Origin of the sequence: Streptomyces sp. NPDC051576 (assembly GCF_040681835.1) — a bacterium.
GTDB lineage: Bacteria > Actinomycetota > Actinomycetes > Streptomycetales > Streptomycetaceae > Streptomyces.
This window is the reverse complement of the sequence record NZ_JBFAZO010000001.1, coordinates 669,857-690,119: the sequence shown is the minus strand read 5'-3', so window position 1 is coordinate 690,119 and position 20,263 is coordinate 669,857. Positions and strand designations below refer to the sequence as shown.

The 20,263-nt window shown below is 70.4% G+C and carries 20 protein-coding genes; 10 read left to right on the top strand and 10 right to left on the bottom strand.

What is annotated here, in order from left to right; genetic code table 11:
- Window positions 1–59: 59 nt before the first annotated feature.
- Together AB0M63_RS03355 and AB0M63_RS03350 are read left to right on the top strand one after the other, a co-directional pair.
- The gene (locus tag AB0M63_RS03355) at window positions 60–578 is read left to right on the top strand and encodes a SigE family RNA polymerase sigma factor (protein WP_366018206.1); all 519 of its coding nucleotides are present in this window, start codon (window positions 60–62) and stop codon (window positions 576–578) included.
- Window positions 579–685: 107 nt separating this feature from the next.
- Complete coding sequence (locus tag AB0M63_RS03350) at window positions 686–1,948, top strand: hypothetical protein (RefSeq protein WP_366018205.1); 1,263 nt, start codon at window positions 686–688, stop codon at window positions 1,946–1,948.
- Between the two features lie 27 nt (window positions 1,949–1,975).
- Here AB0M63_RS03350 and AB0M63_RS03345 read toward each other — a convergent pair whose 3' ends face one another.
- From AB0M63_RS03345 to AB0M63_RS03325, 5 genes are all read right to left on the bottom strand, one after another.
- Window positions 1,976–2,614: a hypothetical protein gene (locus tag AB0M63_RS03345; protein WP_366018204.1), complete on the bottom strand. Its 639-nt coding sequence runs from the start codon at window positions 2,612–2,614 to the stop codon at window positions 1,976–1,978.
- A 107-nt stretch (window positions 2,615–2,721) separates the two neighbouring features.
- Complete coding sequence (locus tag AB0M63_RS03340; protein WP_366018203.1) at window positions 2,722–4,197, bottom strand: gluconate:H+ symporter; 1,476 nt, start codon at window positions 4,195–4,197, stop codon at window positions 2,722–2,724.
- A 111-nt stretch (window positions 4,198–4,308) separates the two neighbouring features.
- Window positions 4,309–4,719 carry a RidA family protein gene (locus AB0M63_RS03335; RefSeq protein ID WP_366018202.1) on the bottom strand — a complete coding sequence of 137 codons (411 nt, stop codon included), beginning with the start codon at window positions 4,717–4,719 and terminating at the stop codon, window positions 4,309–4,311.
- Window positions 4,716–5,480: an IclR family transcriptional regulator gene (locus AB0M63_RS03330; protein WP_366018200.1), complete on the bottom strand. Its 765-nt coding sequence runs from the start codon at window positions 5,478–5,480 to the stop codon at window positions 4,716–4,718. Before AB0M63_RS03330 ends, AB0M63_RS03335 begins: the two co-directional genes overlap by 4 nt.
- A complete protein-coding gene (locus AB0M63_RS03325; protein WP_366018527.1) occupies window positions 5,477–6,484 on the bottom strand; it encodes a sugar kinase in 1,008 nt (335 codons plus the stop codon). The genes AB0M63_RS03330 and AB0M63_RS03325 overlap by 4 nt, the downstream gene beginning before the upstream one ends.
- A gap of 132 nt (window positions 6,485–6,616) precedes the next feature.
- Between AB0M63_RS03325 and AB0M63_RS03320 the strand changes: the two genes are divergently transcribed.
- A complete protein-coding gene (locus tag AB0M63_RS03320) occupies window positions 6,617–7,900 on the top strand; it encodes an amino acid deaminase (protein ID WP_355903467.1) in 1,284 nt (427 codons plus the stop codon).
- 25 nt (window positions 7,901–7,925) lie between these two features.
- The gene (locus AB0M63_RS03315; protein ID WP_366018199.1) at window positions 7,926–9,548 is read left to right on the top strand and encodes a D-aminoacylase; all 1,623 of its coding nucleotides are present in this window, start codon (window positions 7,926–7,928) and stop codon (window positions 9,546–9,548) included.
- Between the two features lies 1 nt (window position 9,549).
- On the opposite strand, the gene AB0M63_RS03310 is transcribed toward AB0M63_RS03315, so the two are convergent.
- The gene (locus tag AB0M63_RS03310) at window positions 9,550–10,374 is read right to left on the bottom strand and encodes a serine protease (RefSeq protein ID WP_355903461.1); all 825 of its coding nucleotides are present in this window, start codon (window positions 10,372–10,374) and stop codon (window positions 9,550–9,552) included.
- A 118-nt stretch (window positions 10,375–10,492) separates the two neighbouring features.
- Window positions 10,493–11,143 (bottom strand): hypothetical protein, encoded by a 651-nt coding sequence (locus AB0M63_RS03305; RefSeq protein WP_366018197.1) that lies wholly within the window; start codon window positions 11,141–11,143, stop codon window positions 10,493–10,495.
- A 126-nt stretch (window positions 11,144–11,269) separates the two neighbouring features.
- Here AB0M63_RS03305 and AB0M63_RS03300 point away from each other — a divergent pair, with 126 nt between their 5' ends.
- The 6 genes from AB0M63_RS03300 (at window position 11,270) to AB0M63_RS03275 (ending at window position 17,549) form a co-directional block, all read left to right on the top strand.
- Window positions 11,270–12,481 carry a pyridoxal phosphate-dependent aminotransferase gene (locus AB0M63_RS03300; RefSeq protein WP_366018196.1) on the top strand — a complete coding sequence of 404 codons (1,212 nt, stop codon included), beginning with the start codon at window positions 11,270–11,272 and terminating at the stop codon, window positions 12,479–12,481.
- Between the two features lie 112 nt (window positions 12,482–12,593).
- Window positions 12,594–12,992 carry a hypothetical protein gene (locus AB0M63_RS03295; RefSeq protein ID WP_355903452.1) on the top strand — a complete coding sequence of 133 codons (399 nt, stop codon included), beginning with the start codon at window positions 12,594–12,596 and terminating at the stop codon, window positions 12,990–12,992.
- A 113-nt stretch (window positions 12,993–13,105) separates the two neighbouring features.
- Window positions 13,106–14,185 (top strand): substrate-binding domain-containing protein, encoded by a 1,080-nt coding sequence (locus tag AB0M63_RS03290; RefSeq protein ID WP_366018194.1) that lies wholly within the window; start codon window positions 13,106–13,108, stop codon window positions 14,183–14,185.
- 13 nt (window positions 14,186–14,198) lie between these two features.
- Window positions 14,199–15,416 (top strand): toxic anion resistance protein, encoded by a 1,218-nt coding sequence (locus AB0M63_RS03285; RefSeq protein ID WP_355903445.1) that lies wholly within the window; start codon window positions 14,199–14,201, stop codon window positions 15,414–15,416.
- The gene (locus AB0M63_RS03280; protein WP_366018193.1) at window positions 15,413–16,951 is read left to right on the top strand and encodes a VWA domain-containing protein; all 1,539 of its coding nucleotides are present in this window, start codon (window positions 15,413–15,415) and stop codon (window positions 16,949–16,951) included. Before AB0M63_RS03285 ends, AB0M63_RS03280 begins: the two co-directional genes overlap by 4 nt.
- A complete protein-coding gene (locus tag AB0M63_RS03275; protein ID WP_366018192.1) occupies window positions 16,938–17,549 on the top strand; it encodes a hypothetical protein in 612 nt (203 codons plus the stop codon). The genes AB0M63_RS03280 and AB0M63_RS03275 overlap by 14 nt, the downstream gene beginning before the upstream one ends.
- Here the strand turns inward: AB0M63_RS03275 and AB0M63_RS03270 are convergent.
- From AB0M63_RS03270 to AB0M63_RS03260, 3 genes are read right to left on the bottom strand one after another with little or no spacing between them, the layout of a single operon-like run.
- Window positions 17,537–18,703 carry a hypothetical protein gene (locus AB0M63_RS03270; protein WP_366018191.1) on the bottom strand — a complete coding sequence of 389 codons (1,167 nt, stop codon included), beginning with the start codon at window positions 18,701–18,703 and terminating at the stop codon, window positions 17,537–17,539. The genes AB0M63_RS03275 and AB0M63_RS03270 overlap by 13 nt on opposite strands.
- A complete protein-coding gene (locus AB0M63_RS03265; RefSeq protein ID WP_366018189.1) occupies window positions 18,700–19,491 on the bottom strand; it encodes a PP2C family serine/threonine-protein phosphatase in 792 nt (263 codons plus the stop codon). The genes AB0M63_RS03270 and AB0M63_RS03265 overlap by 4 nt, the downstream gene beginning before the upstream one ends.
- Before the next feature lie 3 nt (window positions 19,492–19,494).
- A complete protein-coding gene (locus tag AB0M63_RS03260) occupies window positions 19,495–20,256 on the bottom strand; it encodes a VWA domain-containing protein (protein WP_355903431.1) in 762 nt (253 codons plus the stop codon).
- Window positions 20,257–20,263: the final 7 nt, after the last annotated feature.

The window sequence follows — 20,263 nt, the reverse complement described above, 5'->3', positions numbered from 1 at the left end:
GCGTCAGTACAAGTGAGGGCGCGGCAGGCGACAGCCCGCGGGGGCCGGGGGGAACGGGTATGAGACGACAGGAACGGGACGATGAGTACGAGGAGTTCGCCGCCGCGCGGGCCGGACATCTCTATCGGTCGGCCTGTCTGCTGACCGCCGGGGACACACATCTCGCCGAGGATCTGGTGCAGGAGACCCTCGGCCGGCTGTACGTCGGCTGGGGACGGATGTCCCGGGTCGGCAATCCCGCCGGGTACGCGCAGACCGTGCTCACCCGGACCTTCCTCACTCATCAGCGGCGCCGCAGCAGCACCGAGCGCGCCACCGACGTACTCCCCGATCTGCCCGACCCCGGCGGCTCGGGCGGTGACACCCCGTTGCGGCTGACCCTGCTCCAGGCCCTCTCCCGGCTGCCCGCCAAGGACCGGGCCGTGATCGTCCTGCGGTACTGGGAGGACCGGTCCGTGGAGGAGACCGCCGACGTCATGCACGTCAGCTCAGCCGCCGTACGCACCCGGTGCGTCCGCGCGCTCGGCCGGCTGCGGGAGCTGCTCGGCGAGAGCCTCGACGAATACGCGCGCCCCTGAACACCCAAGTCCCTTAAGCCTCTTACACCCCTTACGTCTCTTACGTCTCTTACGTCTCTTACGTCTCTTACGTCTCTTACGTCTCTTACGCGAAACGGTGGTCCGCCATGCCCGACGCCCAGTACAGCGAACCCCTCGACCCCTTCGAGGAACGGCTCACCGCCGGCCTGCACCACGCGGGCAACGCCTTCGAGACCGACCGGGCCGCGCTCGCCACCGCCGGTGCCCTCAAGGGACGCCGACGTCTGCTGCGGCGCCGGAACGCCGCGGTCATGGGCGGGGCCGCCGGTATCGCCCTCGTCGGAGTCGGCGGGGCCCTGCTGCTGCCGAGCGGACACTCCCCGGAGGCGCAGGGCTCCGCGGCCACCTCCACCCTGGCCTCCGCCTCCGCCTCCGCCCCCACACCCGTCCCTGCCAACACCTTGATCAGTACGCTCGAAATGCTGCTCCCGGACGGCAAGTTCTCCAAGGCCGTCGCCCGCGGCACCGACGAGGAACCGGGGCCGTACGTCCAACTCGTCTACGACGACGGGAAGGGCGCGTCGGCCGTCAGCGTCAGCCTGGGCCGGGTGCGGCCGGGGAGCGATCAGGCGCGGCAGACGACCACGTGCCCGGGGAAGGCGTTCGCGCACTACGACGCGTGCGACACCAGCCGGTTGGCGGACGGGTCGGTGGTCATGGTCCTTCAGGGGTACGAGTATCCGGACCGCCGGGTGGACACCAAGTGGTGGAGCGCCGAACTGGTCACCCCGCAGGGGCAGCACGTCGGTGTCAGCGAGTGGAACGCCGCCGCAGAGAAGGACGCGCCGATCAGCAGGAGTCAACCGCCGCTGTCCGCAGGGCAGTTGAGGAAGCTGGCCGCCGCACAGGAGTGGCGGGACGCGATCGACGCGATTCCGGTCGATCCGAACACACCGACCACTCCGGCGAGTTCGGACGTCGGCGGTACGACCAGCCTGCTGTCCGTGACCTCCACCCTCAAGACCCTGCTGCCGAACGGCCTGACGGTGTCCGAGGCCGGCGACACCGACGACGCCGGGTTCGGCTATCTCGTCGTCGACGACGGCAAGGGCAAGAGCCTCATGCAGGTCAACGTGCAGGCGGACATGTCGGACGTCGAGGACGACCTCTTCGGCTCCGGCGCGGAGGTCCTGTCGGACGGCACGAAGGTCGCCGTACACCAGGGGGCGGGTGAGAAGGGCGGTGCCGGGGTCGTGATGTGGACCGTCGACACCATCCGGACCGAGGGGACGCGGGTGGTGATCAGCGCCTTCAACTCCGGCGCCCAGGACACCACCGCGACCCGCACGACCCCGGCCCTGACGGTGAAACAGCTTCGGCAGATCGCCCTGAGCCCAGACTGGCTCTGACAACTCTGGGCCGGGACGCGCCCAGGCCTAGTCCTTGCGGACCTCGGCCTCCGCCTCCGCCAGCTCCGCCTCGTCTATCTCGGCCGACTCGTCGTCCTCGTCGTCGGCGTCCGCGCCGTCCTCGAAGTACGCGTCGAGAACCGCGTCGAGCCTCGTCTCCCATTCGGCGAACCTGCTGCGGGCCGCCGCCTCGATCTCGATCGGGTACCAGCGACGGTCGGGAGTGTGCACCGTGATGGTGAAACGCTTGCCGAAGCGCGGGGTCTCGGTCTCGACCGCGCCGATCTCGTCCCAGCGGAACTCGCAGTTCTGGTCGTCCAGGCGCAGTCGTACGCCCTTCGCGTCCGCGACGATCTCCGCACGACGGTCGGACGCCTCGAAGACCGGGCCGTCGCCTTCGCCGTCGTCCTCGGACGACTCCGCGTCGGCTTCGTCACCAGCCGGGTCACCGGCTTCGTCATCCGCTTCGTCGGCATCATCGCCCTCGGCGACGGCGTCCTCGACCTCGGCCTTCTCGACGTCGGCCTTCTGGGCCGGGGACTCCTCGCCCTCGGGCTCCTCGGGCTCCTCCGAGGACACGGCGGGTGCGGTGAGCCCGGGGATGAAGGCCGGGTCGAATCCGGCGCCCTCCAGGGGCTGGCTGCTCGAACCTATGCGCTGCTCCACAGCGGGAAGTATGGTCGACGATCCTGTGTCGGGCACAGCCAGCCCCAACTTCGTTATCAGACTCCTACAACAGAGTCCTGGACCACGGAGTCCTGGACCACGGAGTCCTAGACGAACACGCTCAGCACCGCCGCCACCGCGAACCCGGCGACCGACAGCACCGACTCCAGCACGGTCCACGTCTTCAACGTGTCCCGCTCGCTGATCCCGAAGTACTTCGCCACCATCCAGAAACCGCCGTCGTTGACGTGCGAGGCGAAGATCGAGCCCGCCGAGATCGCCATGATGACCAGGGCGACGAAGGCCTGCGAGTGGTCGCCCTCGGCGAGGAGCGGTGCCACGATGCCCGCCGTCGTCACGATCGCGACCGTCGCCGAGCCCTGGGCCACGCGCAGGACCAGCGAGATCAGGTACGACAGCACGAGCACCGGCAGGCCCACGTCGTGGAAGGTGTCGGAGAGTGCCTGGGCGACACCGCTCGCCTTGAGGACGGCGCCGAAGATCCCGCCCGCGCCGACGACCAGCAGGATGTTGCCGACCGGCTTGAGGGAGGCGGTGGAGACGGTCTCCAGGGACTTGCGGGACCAGCCTCGCCGTAGACCGAGAAGGTAGTACGCGAGGAGCAGCGCGATGGTCAGGGCGACGAAGGGGCTGCCGAAGAACTCCAGGACCGAGCGGCCGGTGGACGGGTCGAAGGCGATCGAGGAGAAGGTGGCCGCCAGGATCAGGACGAGTGGTGTGCCGATGATCGCGAGGACCGTGCCCAGCGGTACCGGCTTCTCCTGCGGTTCGACGCCGGCCGCGCGCTGTTCGTCGAGGACCGCCTGCTTGGCCTCGGCCGCCGCCTCGACCATGTCCTGCGGTACGGCGACGAAGATCCGCTTGCCGATCCAGGCCGCGTAGGCCCAGGCGGCGAGCACGGCGGGGAGGCCGCAGACGATGCCCATGAGGATCACCCAGCCGAGCTGGACGTGCAGGAGGCCGGCGGCCGCGACGGGACCGGGGTGCGGCGGCAGGAACGCGTGGGTCATCGACAGACCGGCGAGCAGCGGCAGGCAGTAGAGCAGGATCGACTTGCCGCCGCGCTTGGCGGCGGCGTACACGATCGGCGCGAGGACGAAGATGCCGACGTCGAAGAAGACCGGGATGCCGAAGATCAGTCCGGTGAGGCCCATGGCGAGGGGCGCTCGCTTCTCGCCGAAGAGGTTGAGCAGTCGGGACGCCAACACCTCTGCGCCGCCGCTGACTTCGAGGATCGCGCCGAGCATCGTGCCGAGGCCGATGATGATCGCGACATGGCCGAGGATGCCGCCCATGCCGGACTCGATGGTGGAGACGGCGTCCGAGCGCTGGACCGTGCCGAAGAGTTCGGTGACCGACAGGCCGGAGAGCAGGCCGACGGTTATGGAGACGGCCAGGAGGGCCACGAACGGCTGGAGTCTGACCTTGATGATCAGGAACAGCAGGAGCGCGATACCGAGGGCGGCGACCGTGAGCAGACCTGCGGTGCCGTCGAACAGGAGGAGCAGGCCTCCGGTGTGGGGTGGGGTCGCGGGGGCGGTGGCGGCGAGCGGTAGGGGCATGAGGGGGTCCTCGTGGTCGTAAAGGCATGGGACTTTCGGGCGTGGGGGATCGCGGCGCGGCACCCCGAGGAGTGCAGAACCGTCTTACGGTGTGCGGGAGTTGAGGGAGCGTCAGGCGTCGAGGACGGCCAGCGCGTCGATCTCGATCAGCAGTCCGGTGGGCAGGCCGACGTAGACCGTCGTGCGCGCGGCCGGTGCCTGGGTGAGGTGGTGCTCGAAGTACTCGTTGTAGATCGCGTTCATCTCCGCGAAGTGGTCCACGTCCGTCAGATAGACGCGGATCATCATCACGTCGTCCCAGCTCGCGCCGCCCTCCTCCAGGATCGCCTGGACGTTGGCGAGGGTCTGGAGGGTCTGTTCGCGCAGGGTGGGCCCGGCGGGCGTCGGGGGCTGCCCCTCGACCGCGGGCAGGAAGCCGACCTGGCCCGCGACCTGGAGGATGTTGCCCTTCCGGACGCCGTGCGAGAACTTCGCGGGCGGGGTGGTGTGGGTCTTGGGGGTGAGCGCGGTCTTCTCGGTCATGAGGAGGCTTCCTTGACGGGGGTTCGGCCGGAGTACTCCCCACTGATGGCGTCCGCCGTGCGGCGGACCAGCGGGAGCAGGGTGAGGAGTTCGTCGGCGGTGACGACGACATTGGGCGCGGAGACCGACATCGCGGCGACCACGCGTCCGTCGGCGCCCCGGATCGGCGCGGCGACGCAGTTGATGGACTCTTCGTGGCCGCCGAGGTCGGTGGCCCAGCCCTGTTCCCGCACCTTCTCCAACTCCCTGACGAAAGCGGGGGCGTTGGGCGTGGAGCGGGCGGTGTACATGGGGTAGTCGAGCTTGTCGGCGAGCACCCGGCGCTCGCTCTCCGGAAGATCGGCGAGCAGCAGCTTCGCGACGGCGGCGACGGTGATGGCGACGGGCTTGCCGATCCGCGAGTACATGCGCACCGGGTAGCGGCTCTCCACCTTGTCGATGTAGAGGACCTCGTTCTCCTCGTACACCGCGAGGTGGACGGTGTGCCCGCACTGTTCGTTCAGCCCTACGAGGTGGGGGTGGGCGATCTCGCGGATGTCGAGGTTCTCCATCGCCTCCTGGGCGAGGGCGATGAGGCGGGCGCCGAGGCGGTAGCGCTGGTCGGACTGGCGGTAGACGAGCCCGTGTTCGTGCAGGGTGCGCAGCAGCCGCAGGGCCGTCGACTTGTGGACGTCGAGGCGCTCGGCGACCTGGCCGAGGTCGGCGGGGCCCTCGGCGAGCAGCGGCAGGATGCTGAGCGCGCGGTCGACGGTCTGACTCATGGCGTACATACCTCCTCGTCGGCCCAGTCGGCGGCGTCGGTCCAGCCGGGGCCGAGTCGAAGTCTCCCCCACGCCTGGTCGTCGAGGGCGACCAGGCGGTCGGCGTGGTCGCGGTCCGGGGGCGGGGCGAGGTCGCCGGGGACGGTGAGGGCTGCGGCGGCCGTGAGGTGGCCGTGCCGCAGCCGGTCCCGTACTGGAAGTCCCCGCAGGGTCGCGGAGAGAAAACCGGCGGCGAAGGCGTCCCCGGCGCCGACCGCGGCCACGACGTCCACGTGCGGCGCGGGCACGAAGATGACCTGCCGCCTGTGGAAGACGGTGGCCCCGCGTCCACCCTGCTTCACGACGAGCGTCTCGGGGTCGGGGAACGCGGCCCGGACCGCCTCCGCCCCCACCAGCCCCCACACCTCGGCGGCCTCGTCCTCGCCGACGAAGACGAGGTCGGCACCGCGCGCCAGTTCAAGGAGCACGCTCGGCCCGTCGGCCGAACGCCCCAGCGCGGGGCGGTGGTTGACGTCGAAGGAGAGCAGCGGGCGGCCGGCTCGGATGGCGGTCAGCTCGCGGACCAGGCCGAGGCAGCCCTCGGAGAGCATCGGGGTGATCCCCGACAGGTGCAGCACCCGGGCCGCCCGCACCGCGTCCAGGTCCACGGTGTCGACGGCCATCGCGGAGGCGGCGGATCCGGCCCGGTAGTAGGCCACCTCGTGCGCGTCGGTGGCCCGGTCCCCGGCGGTGCGGAAGTAGATGCCGGTCGGGCGCGCGGGATCACGTCGTACGGCGGACACGTCCACGCCGTAGCCGCCGATCGTCTCGACGAGATGGTCGCCGAAGCCGTCGGCGCCGACCCGGCTGACCCAGCGGACGCTGTGCCCGGCGGCGGCCAGCACACAGGCGACATTCGACTCGGCGCCGCCGATGGCGCGGTCGAAGGACGGTACGTCGGCAAGGCGGCCGGGGCGGCTGGGTAGGAAGGTGACCATGGACTCGCCGAGTGTTACGACGTCGATGGCGGTGACTCCTCGTCGGTGCGCTGGGCGGCGGCTCCGTTGACCGGGTGTTGGGCGAGATGTTAGACAGCGGTAAGCGATATGCGCAATGAACGTTGCAGATACTGCAACTATCCAGTTCAGGGAGGCCCCATGGTCCGCGCCACCGGTACCGAAGCGCTCGCCCGGCTCGCCGGGGAACGCGTCGACCACCGTTTCAAGGGCCTCCCCCCGGACGCTGACGGCCGCACCCTCGCCGAGCTGGCGGCCGAGCGCCGCAACCTCTTCACCGACGGCTTCACCACCCCCGTCCTCGCCCTCTCCGCCGAGCGCCTGGAGCACAACCTCCGCCTCATGGAGACCTACGCGACCCGCCACCGCCTCGCCTTCGCCCCGCACGGCAAGACCTCCATGGCCCCCCAGCTCTTCCACCGCCAACTCGCCCACGGCGCCTGGGGCATCACCCTCGCGGTCCCCCACCAGGTGCGCGTGGCAAGGGAGTTCGGGATCGACCGGATCTTCCTGGCGAACGAACTCGTCGACCCCGCCGCCCTGAGGTGGATCGCCGCCGAACAGGACACGGACCCCGGCTTCCGCCTCATCTGCTACGTCGACTCCGTGCGCGGAGTGGAGTTGATGGACGCGGCCCTGCGCGGCGCCGCCCGCCCGCTGGACGTCGTCGTCGAACTGGCCGCCGGTGAGGGCGCCCGCACGGGCGTGCGCACGGAGGCGGAGTGCGCGGCGGTCGCGGACGCGGTGGCCGCCGTGGAGACGCTGCGGCTGGTGGGGGTCGCGGGATACGAGGGCGAGGTGCCGCGGGCCGACCCGGACCGCGTGCACACCTGGCTGCGCCGACTGACCTCGCTCGCCGTGGAGTTCGACAAGGCGGGGCGGTTCACCGGGACCGGGCTCGACGAGATCGTGGTCAGCGCGGGCGGCAGCGCCTGGTTCGACGCGGTGGCCGACGTCTTCGCCGAGCTGCCCGAACTCTCCCTCCCCGCCCTGAAGTTGCTGCGCTCCGGCGCCTACGTCTCGCACGACGACGGCCACTACCGCAAGCTGACCCCCTTCACCCGCGTCCCCGAGGAGGGCGCGCTGGAACCCGCGTTCCGGCTCTGGGCGCAGATCGTCTCCCGCCCCTCCCCCGACCAGGCCTTCGCCAACGCGGGCAAGCGGGACGCGGCCTACGACCTCGACCTCCCGCTCGCCCAGGTGGTGCGCCGGGACGGCACCGAGCGCCCGGCGACCGGCGTCGAGGTCACCGGCCTGTCCGACCAGCACGCCTGGCTGCGGACGACGCCCGAGGCGGACCTGGAGGTGGGCGACTGGCTCGGGATGGGCCTGTCCCACCCCTGCACGTCCTTCGACAAGTGGCAGTTGATCCCGGTGGCGGAGGCGGACGGGACGGTCGTCGACTACATCCGCACGTTCTTCTAGTCCGTACGTTCTTCCAGGAGGAGTCGTGGAGCAGCTCGTCATCCGGGACGCGGACGTCGTCGACGGCAGCGGTGCGCCCTCGTACCGCGCCGACGTCGTGATCGACCACGGACGGATCGTCTCGATCGTGCAGGAGGCAGCGGCGGCCGGCTGTCAACGCCCCAAGGCGCGACGGGAGGTGGACGCGGAGGGACTGGTCCTCTCCCCCGGCTTCATCGACATGCACGCCCACAGCGACCTGGCCCTGCTGCGCGACCCGGACCACAGCGCCAAGGCCGCGCAGGGGGTGACCCTCGAAGTCCTCGGCCAGGACGGGCTGTCGTACGCCCCCGTGGACGACCGCACGCTCGCGGAGGTGCGCCGGGCGATCACCGGGTGGAACGGGTACGGCGACGACATCGACTTCGACTGGCGCTCGGTCGGCGAGTACCTGGACCGCCTGGACCACGGTTTCGAGGGCCGGGGCATCGCGGTGAACGCCGCCTACCTCATCCCCCAGGGCACGGTCCGGATGCTGGCCGTCGGCTGGGAGGACCGGGAGGCGACCCCTCAAGAGCTGGACCGGATGCGGCAGTTGGTCGCCGAAGGCATGGAGCAGGGCGCGGTCGGCATGTCGTCCGGGCTGACGTACACGCCCGGAATGTATGCGAAGGACGCCGAACTGACCGAGCTGTGCCGGGTGGTGGCGTCGTACGACGGCTACTACTGCCCCCACCACCGCTCGTACGGGGCGGGCGCTCTGGAGGCCTACCAGGAGATGGTGGAACTGACCCGCGAGGCGGACTGCTCCCTCCATCTCGCCCACGCCACCATGAACTTCGGCGTGAACGAGGGCAGAGCACCGGAGCTGATCGCGTTGTTGGACGAGGCACTGGCGGCCGGCGCCGACATCAGCCTCGACACCTACCCCTACACCCCCGGCTGCACGACTCTCGTGGCGATGCTGCCGAGTTGGGCGAGCGAGGGCGGACCGGAGGCGATCCTGAAGCGGCTGGCGGACGACGACACCGCCGAGCGGATCCGCCATCACCTGGAGGTGATCGGGGCGGACGGCTGCCACGGGGTGCCGATCGAGTGGGACACGATCGAGATCTCGGGGGTCGCGAATCCCGCGCTGGCGGAGCACGTGGGCCGCCGCCTCGACGACTGGACCACCGCCCGCCGCCTGCTCCTGGCCGACCGGCTCGGCTCGACGATCCTCCAGCACGTGGGCCACGAGGAGAACGTCCGCACGATCATGCGGCACCGCGTCCACACGGGCGGCTCGGACGGCGTACTCCAGGGCAGCAAGCCGCATCCACGGGTGTACGGCACGTTCCCGCGCTATCTGGGCCACTACGTACGGGAGTTGGGGATCCTCTCCCTGGAGGAGTGCGTCGCCCACCTCACCTCGCGCCCGGCGGCGCGCCTGCGCCTCCCCGACCGGGGTCTGATCCGCGAGGGATACCGCGCCGACCTGGTCCTGTTCGACCCGGCGACGGTGGCGGCGGGTTCGACGTTCGAGGAGCCGCGTACGTTGCCGACCGGCATCCCCCATGTCCTGGTCGACGGCCGTTTCGTGATCGAGGACGGCCGGCGGACGGACGTGCTGGCGGGGCGGTCGGTCCGTCGCAGTCCCGTGCGACGGAACGCCAACCCCCTTCGCTGACCTACGGCTTGGGCAGGGTGCAGGTGCTCGCGCTGAGGTTCAGCACGTTGGCCGAGGTGAAGCAGGCCGGGATGTTGTAGGTCTCCTCGGCGTAGTTGATGCCCTGGCGGACGGTCACCGTGCCGTTCTCGTCGACCTCGCACGGGTTGTCGACCGTGCAGGTCTCGCCGTCCTCGTTGCCCGTGTTGTTGACGGCGACGACCTGGCCGGTGCTGGTGTCGATCACCGGCGACCCGGAGGTACCACCGATGGTGTTGCAGGCGGAGGTGTAGCGGACCGAGTCCTTCCAGGTCCAGTCGCCCTCCTTCAGCCGGTACACGAACCCGTCGACGTTGCAGCTGTAGATCGTCTTCCAGTAGCCGGAGACCACCTTGATGGCACTGCCGGCGGTCGGGTGCGTGGCGCTCACGGTGAGCGGGCTGATGTTGTACGCGCTCTTGATCGCCGCGTATGTGGTGGTGGTGCGGTAGATCGTCACGTCCGTGTCGGTCATCGTCGAGTAGACGACCTGGTTGGCGCGGAGCGTGGCGACCTTGGTGCCGGCCGAGTTCAGCAGCCCGAAGGTACGGCTGGAGGACTGCCCGGTGATGACCTCACCGGGGTCCGGGAAGCCGGTCTCCAGGCAGTGGCCGTTGGTCATGACCAGCGCCGGGGCGGTGTCGGTCGAGTTGGGGAAGCGGATGACCGAACCGGAGCAGTTGCTGAGCGAGACGGTGCCGGCGAAGTCGACGGTCACGGCCGCCGCCTGCGGCGCGGCGACCGCGGGTGCCACACCGGTCCCGGCGATGGCCAGGACGGAGAGTGCGGCAAGGAGAGGCTTGTTCATGTGGGGGTCCCCTCTACAGACACGAGCGACCGGAGATCTTCCGGCCGCCTACGGTCTTGTCATGCGCATTGTGAAGGGGTGAGTGCGCGAGGGGCAAGCAACTGTTTCCGGCCGCAGGTCACTTGGGCCGTTTGGTCGCTCCATGGCCGCGGCCGGGGTTACTGGCCCTGGGGCCCGCGGAGGTGGGTGTGGCCGACGGGGCGACCGACGTCGCGGCGGGAGACGTGGGCGTCGGATCTGCGGACGCCGGGCCGCCTGCCGGCGTACTCGCGCCGGAAGCCGGGGAAGAAGAGGGAGAGGCGGCGGTTGTCGCGGGCGCGGAGCTCTCGGGCGACGCCGAGGCGGCCTCCCCCGCCGGGGCACCCGTGGACGCCCCGGCCGTCGACACCTTCACGCGGTCGCCCTGCCCCGGCGACCCGTCCGAGGACGCCCCGGAGAGGGTGAGGCTCACGACCAGAGCGGCCACGGACAGAACCCCCGCCGCGCCGGCGGCGACGACGACACGGCGTGGGCGGCGAGCATCCCGCCGGGCGTCCCGACGGGTACGCGCCCGGCCACCCGGCGCCTCCGGGCCTTCCGCCGGTACCGGTGCCGGTACGGGTACCGGAGGAAGCTCGCGGGTCTCGTCGTAGGCGTTCTGCCAGCCGTGGGCGGCCGCGGGGTCGGCGTACGCGTCGTAGGACGGCACCGAATCCGCCTGCGGGTGGTACACGTTCGGCGGCTCGGGCGCGCCGTGTACCCCGTTCTCGGACTGAGTTGGCCTGGACATGGCCGCGCATTCTAGGGACAGGAGGGGCCTGCGAGACAGTTACCGGCGATAACGACCCAATCCGCCACGTCCCACGTGGTGGAAAACACGGCCCGGGCGGCGTTACCGGGCCGTAAGCTCCCAGACATGCAGGTGATCCAGTCGACGAAGCTCTCCAATGTCTGTTACGAGATCCGGGGCCCGGTTCTCGAAGAGGCGATGCGTCTGGAGGCGGCAGGCCACCGCATCCTGAAGCTGAACACGGGGAACCCGGCCGCGTTCGGGTTCGAGTGCCCGCCCGAGATCCTGGAGGACATCCTCCGGAACGTGTCGTCGGCGCACGGGTACGGCGACGCGAAGGGGCTGCTGGCCGCCCGTCGCGCGGTCGTGATGCACAACCAGACGCTGGGCATCGAGACGGACGTCGAGCACGTCTTCATCGGCAACGGCGTCTCCGAGCTGATCGTCATGGCGATGCAGGGGCTGCTCGACGACGGCGACGAGGTTCTCGTACCGTCCCCGGACTACCCGCTGTGGACCGCCGCCGTCTCGCTCTCCGGCGGGACCGCCGTCCACTACCGCTGCGACGAGCAGTCCGACTGGATGCCCGACCTCGCCGACGTGGAGCGCAAGGTCACCGACCGCACCAAGGCGCTCGTCATCATCAACCCGAACAACCCGACGGGGGCCGTGTACGACGAGGCGATGCTGCGCGGGCTGACCGACATCGCGCGCCGCCACAACCTGCTCGTCTGCTCCGACGAGATCTACGACAAGATCCTCTACGACGGCGCCACGCACACCCCGACCGCGAAGGTCGCCCCGGACCTGCTGACGCTCACCTTCAACGGCATGTCGAAGGCGTACCGGGTGGCCGGTTACCGCGTCGGGTGGGTGGCGATCTCCGGGCCGCGCGCGCACGCCGAGTCCTATATCGAGGGTCTGACGATCCTGGCCAACATGCGGCTGTGCGCCAACATGCCCGGCCAGCACGGAGTGGTCGCCGCGCTCAGCGGCCGGCAGACCATCCAGGACCTGGTGCTGCCGGGCGGGCGGCTCAAGGAGCAGCGGGATGTCGCGTACGAGCTGCTGACCCAGATCCCGGGGGTGAGCTGCGTGAAGCCGAAGGGCGCGCTGTATCTGTTCCCGCGGCTCGATCCGCAGGTCTTCAAGGTCAAGGACGACCGGCAGATGGTGCTCGACCTGCTGCGCCAGGAGAAGATCATGGTCGTCCACGGCACCGGCTTCAACTGGTCCGAGCCCGACCACTTCCGCGTCGTGACGCTGCCCTCGGTCGGGGATCTGCGGGACGCGGTGACCCGGATCGGGAACTTCCTGGACGGGTACAGCCAGCTCTAAACCTCGCAGCCCGTGGTTTCGGCCACTTCTTTCGGCAGTTTCTTGGGCTCGCACAACTTTAGACGAAATCCAAGCTAGGATGGTTTCCTGTCAGAGCACAGGAGACCACGCCATGTACGAACCGATCCGCACCAAGTCGGTCCACACCACGCTGGCCCGCACCCCCTCCGACTTCCCCCACCGGTCGCGCGAGGAGGAACTGGACATCCAGCTCGCGGGTCACCTCGCCGCGCTGCTCGCGGTCACCGACGAGCTGCGCGCGCTGGAGCCGTCCGCCGACCTCGACGCGGCGGCCGAACGGCTCGCCGGTCAGCTCACCCGCTTGCGCGGCGGCACCACACCGAGGCTCACGTCCGACGCCTCCTCCGGGTCCCACCTGGCGAGCCTGCACCAACGGGCGCATGTCCTCGCCGGGCGCGCCCTGGTGGTCGCGGCGTCCCGGGCGGACACCGCCGCGGCGATCCTGTCGGCCGAGCGGATGGACGCCCACCGGACCAGTGCGCTGACCTGAGCCGGTCGCCCAAGAGGGCACCGCCTCAAGCGTGTTGATCCGGGACCGGTATGACACGTGCCGTTCATCCGTTCTCGCGGGGAATGTTGGGTTCCGCGAGCACGCTGCCCCTCGTGAGACGTATCGCGGGAATCGTCCTCGCGGTGTTGCTGATCGGCGGAGTGGTGGCAGCCGTCGTAGCGGGCCGGGACAACGGGGACAAGGGCACGGCAACGAAGACCGTGCACGGTGTGATCGGTTCGGAGAAGGCGGACTTCTTCGCCGATCCCGATGTGGTGAAGGCCCTCGCCGCCAAGGGCTTCACCGTGCAGACGGAGACCTCCGGCTCCTGGGCCATGGAGGGGCTCGACCTCAAGGGGTACGACTTCGCCTTCCCCTCCAGCCAGGCGCCCGCCGACGCGCTCGCCGACAAGTACAAGGTGCGGCAGCCGTTGCCGCGGCCCTTCTACTCGCCGCTCGTCGTCGTCGCGCACCGCAGCGCCGCCCAGGTGCTCGCGGCCAACGGGCTCGCCACGCTGGACAAGAGCCAGGACCGGGGCACGCTGAAGATGGCCGCCTATCTGGACGCGGCGAAGCGGGACCGGACCTGGCAGCAGCTCAAGGGGGCCGAAAAACATGGGGAGTTGACCGGCACCCTCTACATCGCGTCCACCGACCCGGAGGCGTCCAACTCGGGTGCGCTGTACCTCGCCGCTGCCTCCTATGTCGCAGGCGGCGGCCGGGTGGCGGCCAGTAGTGCCGACGTCGATCGCACCGCGCCCCTGATGCACAAGCTGATCAGCGTCCAGGGCGCCCAACAGTCCAGCTCCGACGCGCCGTTCCGGGACTTCATCAGCGGCGCCGGCAATCCGCTGGTCCTCGTGTACGAGTCCCAGGTGGCCTCCCTGCTCCTGGACAAGCAGCCGGTCGGCGACCTCGTCGTCCTCTACCCGGACACCACGGCCAACAGCGACCACACCGTCGTACCGCTCACGCCCGAGGGCCGGGAACTCGGTCAACTCCTCAGCAGTGACCCGACGTTGCGCAAGCTGGCGGTGCGGCACGGGTTCCGGCCGCAGGGCGACACCGCCGAGTTCGTCGCGGCCACCGCCGCCCACTCCAGCTACCTCAACCAGACACTGACCGGCGTCCGGCAGGCGCCCGTGCCCACCTCCAAGGTGCTGCACGACATGGCGCGCCGGGCGCGCGGTTGACCGGGGGGACCAGATGAGCAGCAGTTTCAACACCAGTCAGAACAGCAGTCAGCACACCCTCAGCGGTGAGGACGTCTTCACGCTCACCCCGCCCGAGGCGGTGAAGCCGGTCCCGAAGGAGAAGGCCGGCGGGCTCGTGCCGGTCGACGACTCCGTCCGTACGGACATGGAGCGCAAGGCCACCGCCTACGTCGAGGGGCTCGCCGCCCTGGACGCCCGCTCGCCCGAGTTCGCGGGCAAGGTCGGGGAGATCACCGCGCTCGGCGCCGGGGAGATGCGCAGCGCGACGGCGCAGTCCAACCGCATGCTGGAGCGGACCGTGCGGAGTCTGCCCGCGAAGGGCGGGGACGCGCAGTCGCAGGTCGCCGGGTCACTCGTCGAACTGCGGCGCGTGGTCGAGGACTTGGACCCGCGCGACCTGCCCGCCTCGAAGGGACGCAAGCTGCTGTCCCGGCTACCCGGCGGCAACAAGCTGCGCGACCATGTCGCCAAGTACGCCTCCGCGCAAGGCACGTTGAACAAGATCGTGGGCTCGCTGCGCGGCGGCCAGGACGAACTCCGGCGCGACAACGCGGCGTTGCAGACCGAGCGGGTCCGCCTCTGGGAGACCATGGGCAAGCTCCAGGAGTACGTGGTCCTCACCCAGGCCCTGGACACGGCCGTCGAGCAGCACATCGCCGGTGTCGAGGCCACCGACCCCGGCCAGGCCGACACCCTGCGTGCGGACGTCCTCTTCCCGGTCCGGCAGAAGCACCAGGACCTGCTGACCCAGCTCGCGGTCTGCGCGCAGGGCTACCTGGCGATGGACGTCGTACGGCGCAACAACGACGAGCTGATCAAGGGCGTCGACCGGGCGGCCACCACGACCGTCTCCGCGCTCCGCATCTCGGTGATGCTGGCGTCCGCCCTGGAGAACCAGCGCAAGGTCGTCGACCAGGTCAACGCGCTGCGCGGCACCACCGAGGACCTCATCCGGGGCAACGCGGAGATGCTCGCCACGCAGAGCGGCGAGATCCAGCGCATCGCGGCGGACCCGGCGGTGGGCGCGGAGACGCTGCGGACGGCCTTCCAGCAGATCTACCGCACGCTCGACGCGATCGACACCTACAAGGTCCAGGCGACCGAGGTGATGGCGGCGACCGTGGAGTCCCTGACCTCCGAACTCCAGCAGGCCAGTACCTACTTGGAGCGCAGCCGGTCGCAGAGCGCGCTGGAGGGTGGCCTCGGATGAGACGCCTCCTCCCGCTCACCCTCACCGCGGTCGCGCTGCTCACCGCCTGCACCTCGCAGTCCAAGCAGCCCGCGACCGACGACAACGCCGCCAAGCCCGGCACCCTGCGCGTCCTCGCCTCCAGCGAACTCAGCGACATGACCCCGGTGTTCGACCGGATCCGCAAGGACACCGGCATCACCATCCGCCCCACCTACATGGGCACCCTGGACGCGGTCGACCTGCTGGCGAAGGGCAAGGTCGACGGGAAGTACGACGCCCTGTGGCTGTCGTCCGACGACTATCTGCGGCTGCGGCCCGACGCGGCGAAGAAGGTCGTGTCCGAGACGCCGATCATGTCGAGCCCGGTCGCGATCGGCGTGAAGACGGCCACTGTCAGGACGCTGGGCTGGCAGCCGGACAAGGTCAGTTGGTCGCAGATCGAGCAGGCCGTCCAGGACGGCAAACTGACCTACGGCATGACGGATCCGGCGCGCTCCAACTCCGGTTTGTCCACGCTGATCTCGGTGGCCTCCGCCCTCTCCGACGCCCAGTCGGCGCTCACCGACGCGGACGTCGCGAAGGCGACTCCCCGGCTGAAGGAGTTCTTCAAGGGGCAGCAGCTGACGTCGGGTTCGTCGGGCTGGCTGGCCCAGGCCTACCAACGCCGGGGAAACGTGGACGCGTTGCTCAACTACGAGTCCGTCCTCAAGGGCATCCCGGGCCTGACCGTGATCCGCCCGAGCGACGGGGTCGTCACCGCCGACTACCCGCTGACCTCGCTCGCCGCGACGGACGCCACGACCCGCGAGAACGTCCGCCGGGTGACGACGGACCTGCGCACGGACGCCCTCCAGAAGCTGATCACCACCCGCACGCACCGCCGCCCGGTGGTCGCCTCGGTGCCGCCCGCGTCCGGCCTCGACACCAGCCGACGGCGTGAACTCCCCTTCCCCGGCAGCCAATCCGTCGCCGACGGCCTCCTCGACTCGTACGAGAACAAGCTGCGCCGCCCCTCGCGGACCGTGTACGTCCTGGACACCTCGGGCTCGATGGCGGGCGAGAGGCTGTCCCGGCTGAAGAAGGCCCTCACCGATCTGACCGGCGACTTCCGGCAGCGCGAGGAGGTCACGCTGATGCCCTTCGGGTCGTCCGTGAAGAGTGTGCGGACGCATGTCGTGAGCCCCAGTGATCCACAGGCCGGGCTGAACGCGATCCGCGAGGACACCAAGGCGCTCAGCGCCGACGGCAACACCGCGATCTACACCTCGCTGGAGAAGGCGTACGACCATCTCGGCACCGGCGGCGACACGTTCACGTCGATCGTGCTGATGACGGACGGCCAGAACACGACGGGCGCGAAGGAATCGGAGTTCGAGGACTTCTACCATCAACTGCTCGCCGGTCCCCGGGAGATCCCCGTCTTCCCCATCCTCTTCGGCGACTCGGACAAGTCGGAGCTCCAGCAAATCGCCGACCTGACCGGCGGCCGGCTCTTCGACGCCCAACAGGGCTCGCTGGACGGCGCCTTCGAGGAGATCCGTGGCTACCAGTAAGTTCCTGGGCTACTTGGAGTCCCGCAAGAACCTCACCGGCAGCGCCTGCGGACTCGTCGGCCTGGTGCTGACGTTCGTGGGCGTGGCGGGGCCGTACTGGCCGGTCGTGGTCGTGGGGCTGTACGGCGCGGGCGCGCTGATCGCCCCGCCGGAGCGGCCGGCGCCGCCCGACTTCCCGGACCCTTCGGCCCAACTGGAGGAACTGCGCGACGACTTCGAGAAGCTCGGCGGCTATCTCACCGGCGTCGACCTGCCCCCGGCCGCCGCGGGCCGGCTCACCGAGCTGACCCAGCTCCTCGCCGCGCTCCTCGATCCGCAGGTCACCCACCATCTCGCCCAGGATCCGGAGGGCGTGCACATCCTGTCGCGGGCGATCCGGCAGGACGTACCGGAGGCGGTCGACACGTTCGTACGGACGCGGTGGTGGACGCGGCTGGCGCCGGGGGCCGAACCCCCGGAGCGGCACCTGGAGCGGCAGTTGACGGTGCTTCAGGAGGAGGCGCAGGGCCTGGCGCGGGGGCTGCGCGAGGCCGAGGAGCGGCGGCAGGAGACGCACACCCGGTTCCTGGAGGAGCGCGGGCGTTCTCAGAACAGCTGACCCAGCACGATCAGCAGGACGACGAGCAGGACCAGGACGCCCACCACCTTCAGCGCGCCGTACTGGAAGCCCTCACCGGCCGTCGGTGGCACCGGTGGCGGTGCGGGCACGGTCGGTCGTACCGGTGGGTTGAAGACGTCGTGGCCGGTGACCGCGGCCCGGGTGCACCACGGGCAGGTCGGGAGGTGGGAGCCGTAGGTGTGCAGGGGGCGGCCCTGGCAGACCTGGACACGGGAGCGTTCCTGGTCGAGGGCCCGTAGCCAACTCTCCGCGTTGGGGCGGGCATTCGGGGTGTGGACGCCCGCGCCGAAGGCGGTGTGAGCCAGGGTCAGGAGGCCGGGCGGGAGGACCGAGGGGTCGACGGTGCCGCGCGGGATGACGACCAGCTCGGGGCGGACGACGTAGGAGACGCTCGCGGCGATGTTGTCCTTGACGGTGGACTCGGGCGTGCTGTCGTGCGGGACACCCCCGAAGGGGTGGTTGCCCGCGGTGAGGAGCTGGTAGATCAGCACGGCGAGCGCGAAGTCGTCGCTCTCGGGGGTGGCCGCGGCGCCCGACTGGCGTTCCGGTGAGGAGTAGTCGGTGGTGTGCATCAGGCAGGGGAAGTGCTCGCCGGTGACCGGGTCGGTGAAGGCGATGGAGTCGCAGTCGAGGAACGTGACGAAGCCGTTGGCGTCGACGACGACGTTGCTCGACGAGAAGTCGCCGATGACGAGCTGGTCGTAGTGCATGCGGGCGGTCATGAAGGCGAGGTTCCAGGCGACGCCGAGCAGGAAGCGCCAGTCCGCGCGGTCCGGGAAGAGCCGTAGGCGCTGGGCGCGGGTGAACAGGCCGACCAGTTGGACGTGTTGGGGTTCGCCGAAGCGGCGCATCGCGTAGCCGAGGAAGGCGTCGTCGGGGCCGCGGGCGATGGCGGTGGGCCAGGCGAGTTCGGGGGGCTGGTTGGCGTCGGTGGGGCGGGCGGCCAGCGGTGACATGGTCAGCATGCGGGCGAGCCGGCGTTCGAGGTCGGGTCCCGGGCGGTCGCGGTAGAGCTTGACGACGATGGTGTCGTCGCCCTCGACGGGGAAGACGGCCGCCTGGCCGCCGCCCTTGAGCGGGAGTTCGGCGAGGGTGACGGGCTTGCCGTCCAAGTAGACGGTGCGGCCGGTCATTTCGCCACCGTGCGCACGGCCCGCAGCAGGGTCTTGTCGTCGGCGTTCAGGCTGGTCAGCCGGTCCGACCTGAGGAGGGCGGCGATGCCCTCGTGCGCGCTGTCGGTCACGGGCCCGGGGGTGTCCAGGGAGCGCAGGACGGCGTCGACGAAGGACACGTTGGGCTGCGGCGGGCCGCCGCCGGGGGTGGAGAGCGCGGCCTGGGCGAGGCCGTCGGTGGACAGCAGCACCCCGTCGACGCGCGGGTCCGCCACGCAGTCGGTGTGCAGTCGGCGGGGCGCGTCCGGGGAGGTGAGGAAGACGGTCTCGTTGCTGTACTCGCTGACGGCGGGCGGCTGCGGGAGGAGATGGAACTGCCGTTCCCCGTCCTCGGTTCCGGCGCGGACGACGACGAAGCCGTCGCCGACGCTGAGATGGCCCAGCCAGCCGGGGGTGAGGACCACCACGGTGAGGGTGGTCGCGTAGTCGGGGGCGGCGGCGCCGTAGGTGTCCAGGAAGATCTTGCTGACGTCGTGGAAGGCGTCGGCGAGCAGGTCGTGGACCTCCTCGCCCGGCGGGCAGCCGGACGCGGCGGCGGCCCGGCGCCGGAAGTGCTCGGCCGCCAACTCGACGGCGTGCAGGGCCCCTTGGTCGGAGTGCGGGCGGCTGCCCGCGCCGTCCGCGACCGCGAGGACGGTCACCGAAGCCGAGGCCACATAGGTGCAGGCGTCCTGGCAGGGGGTGCCGGTGCGGCGATGGCGGTAGCCCTCGACGCTCAGGCCGTGGATGCGCCAGGGCGAGTCGGCCACCGGTCAGCTCTCCCAGGCCGGGCGCTGTGTCTTGAACTGGCTGAAGATCTTCTCGAAGACCTCGTCGCCCGCGCCCTTCTGCTCGGCGTTCGCGCTGGCCGACATCATCTGGAGCAGCTCGCGGAACGGGAAGCCCTGGATGCGGGCGTTGAACTTCGGCGCGAAGGCCTGGAGGACCTGTTCGCCGCGGTCGGTGATGCCGCCGACGCCGATCGCGTAGAGCCGGAAGCGGCGGGCCTGCTGCTCCTCGGCGAGGACGGGCAGCAGCCGGTGCCAGGAGTCGGTCATATGGCCGGTGCCGTCGGTGGGGAGGCCGTCGGTGACCAGGCAGATCTGCGGGCGGTAGTACTGGAGTCCGGAGGCGCGCAGCTCCGCCTTGCGGGCCGCGACGACATGCATGGCCAGCTCCAGCGCCTCCGTCATCAACGTCACGCCGGACGCGGTGAACCGGGGTGCCTGGAAGGCGTGCGCGGGCACGAACGGGCTCATCGGAGTGCGCGGGTCGAGGAGTTGGGGCCCTCGCCAGGCGCCGACGCCCCGGCCGCCGAAGGTGATCACGGCGACCTCGACGCTGTAGCTGAGGGAGACGTCGTCGTGGAGTTCCCGGGTCCACTCGGCGAGGGCGTCGTTGAGCGACTGGATCGGTGCGCCCGCCATGGAACTCGACGTGTCCAGGCACAGCACCAGCGGCAGCCGTTGCGCGTTGTTCTCGAACTCGATGTCGGCGTACTCCGCCGGCAGCGTGGGCGGGTATTCGCTGTGCATGGCTTCT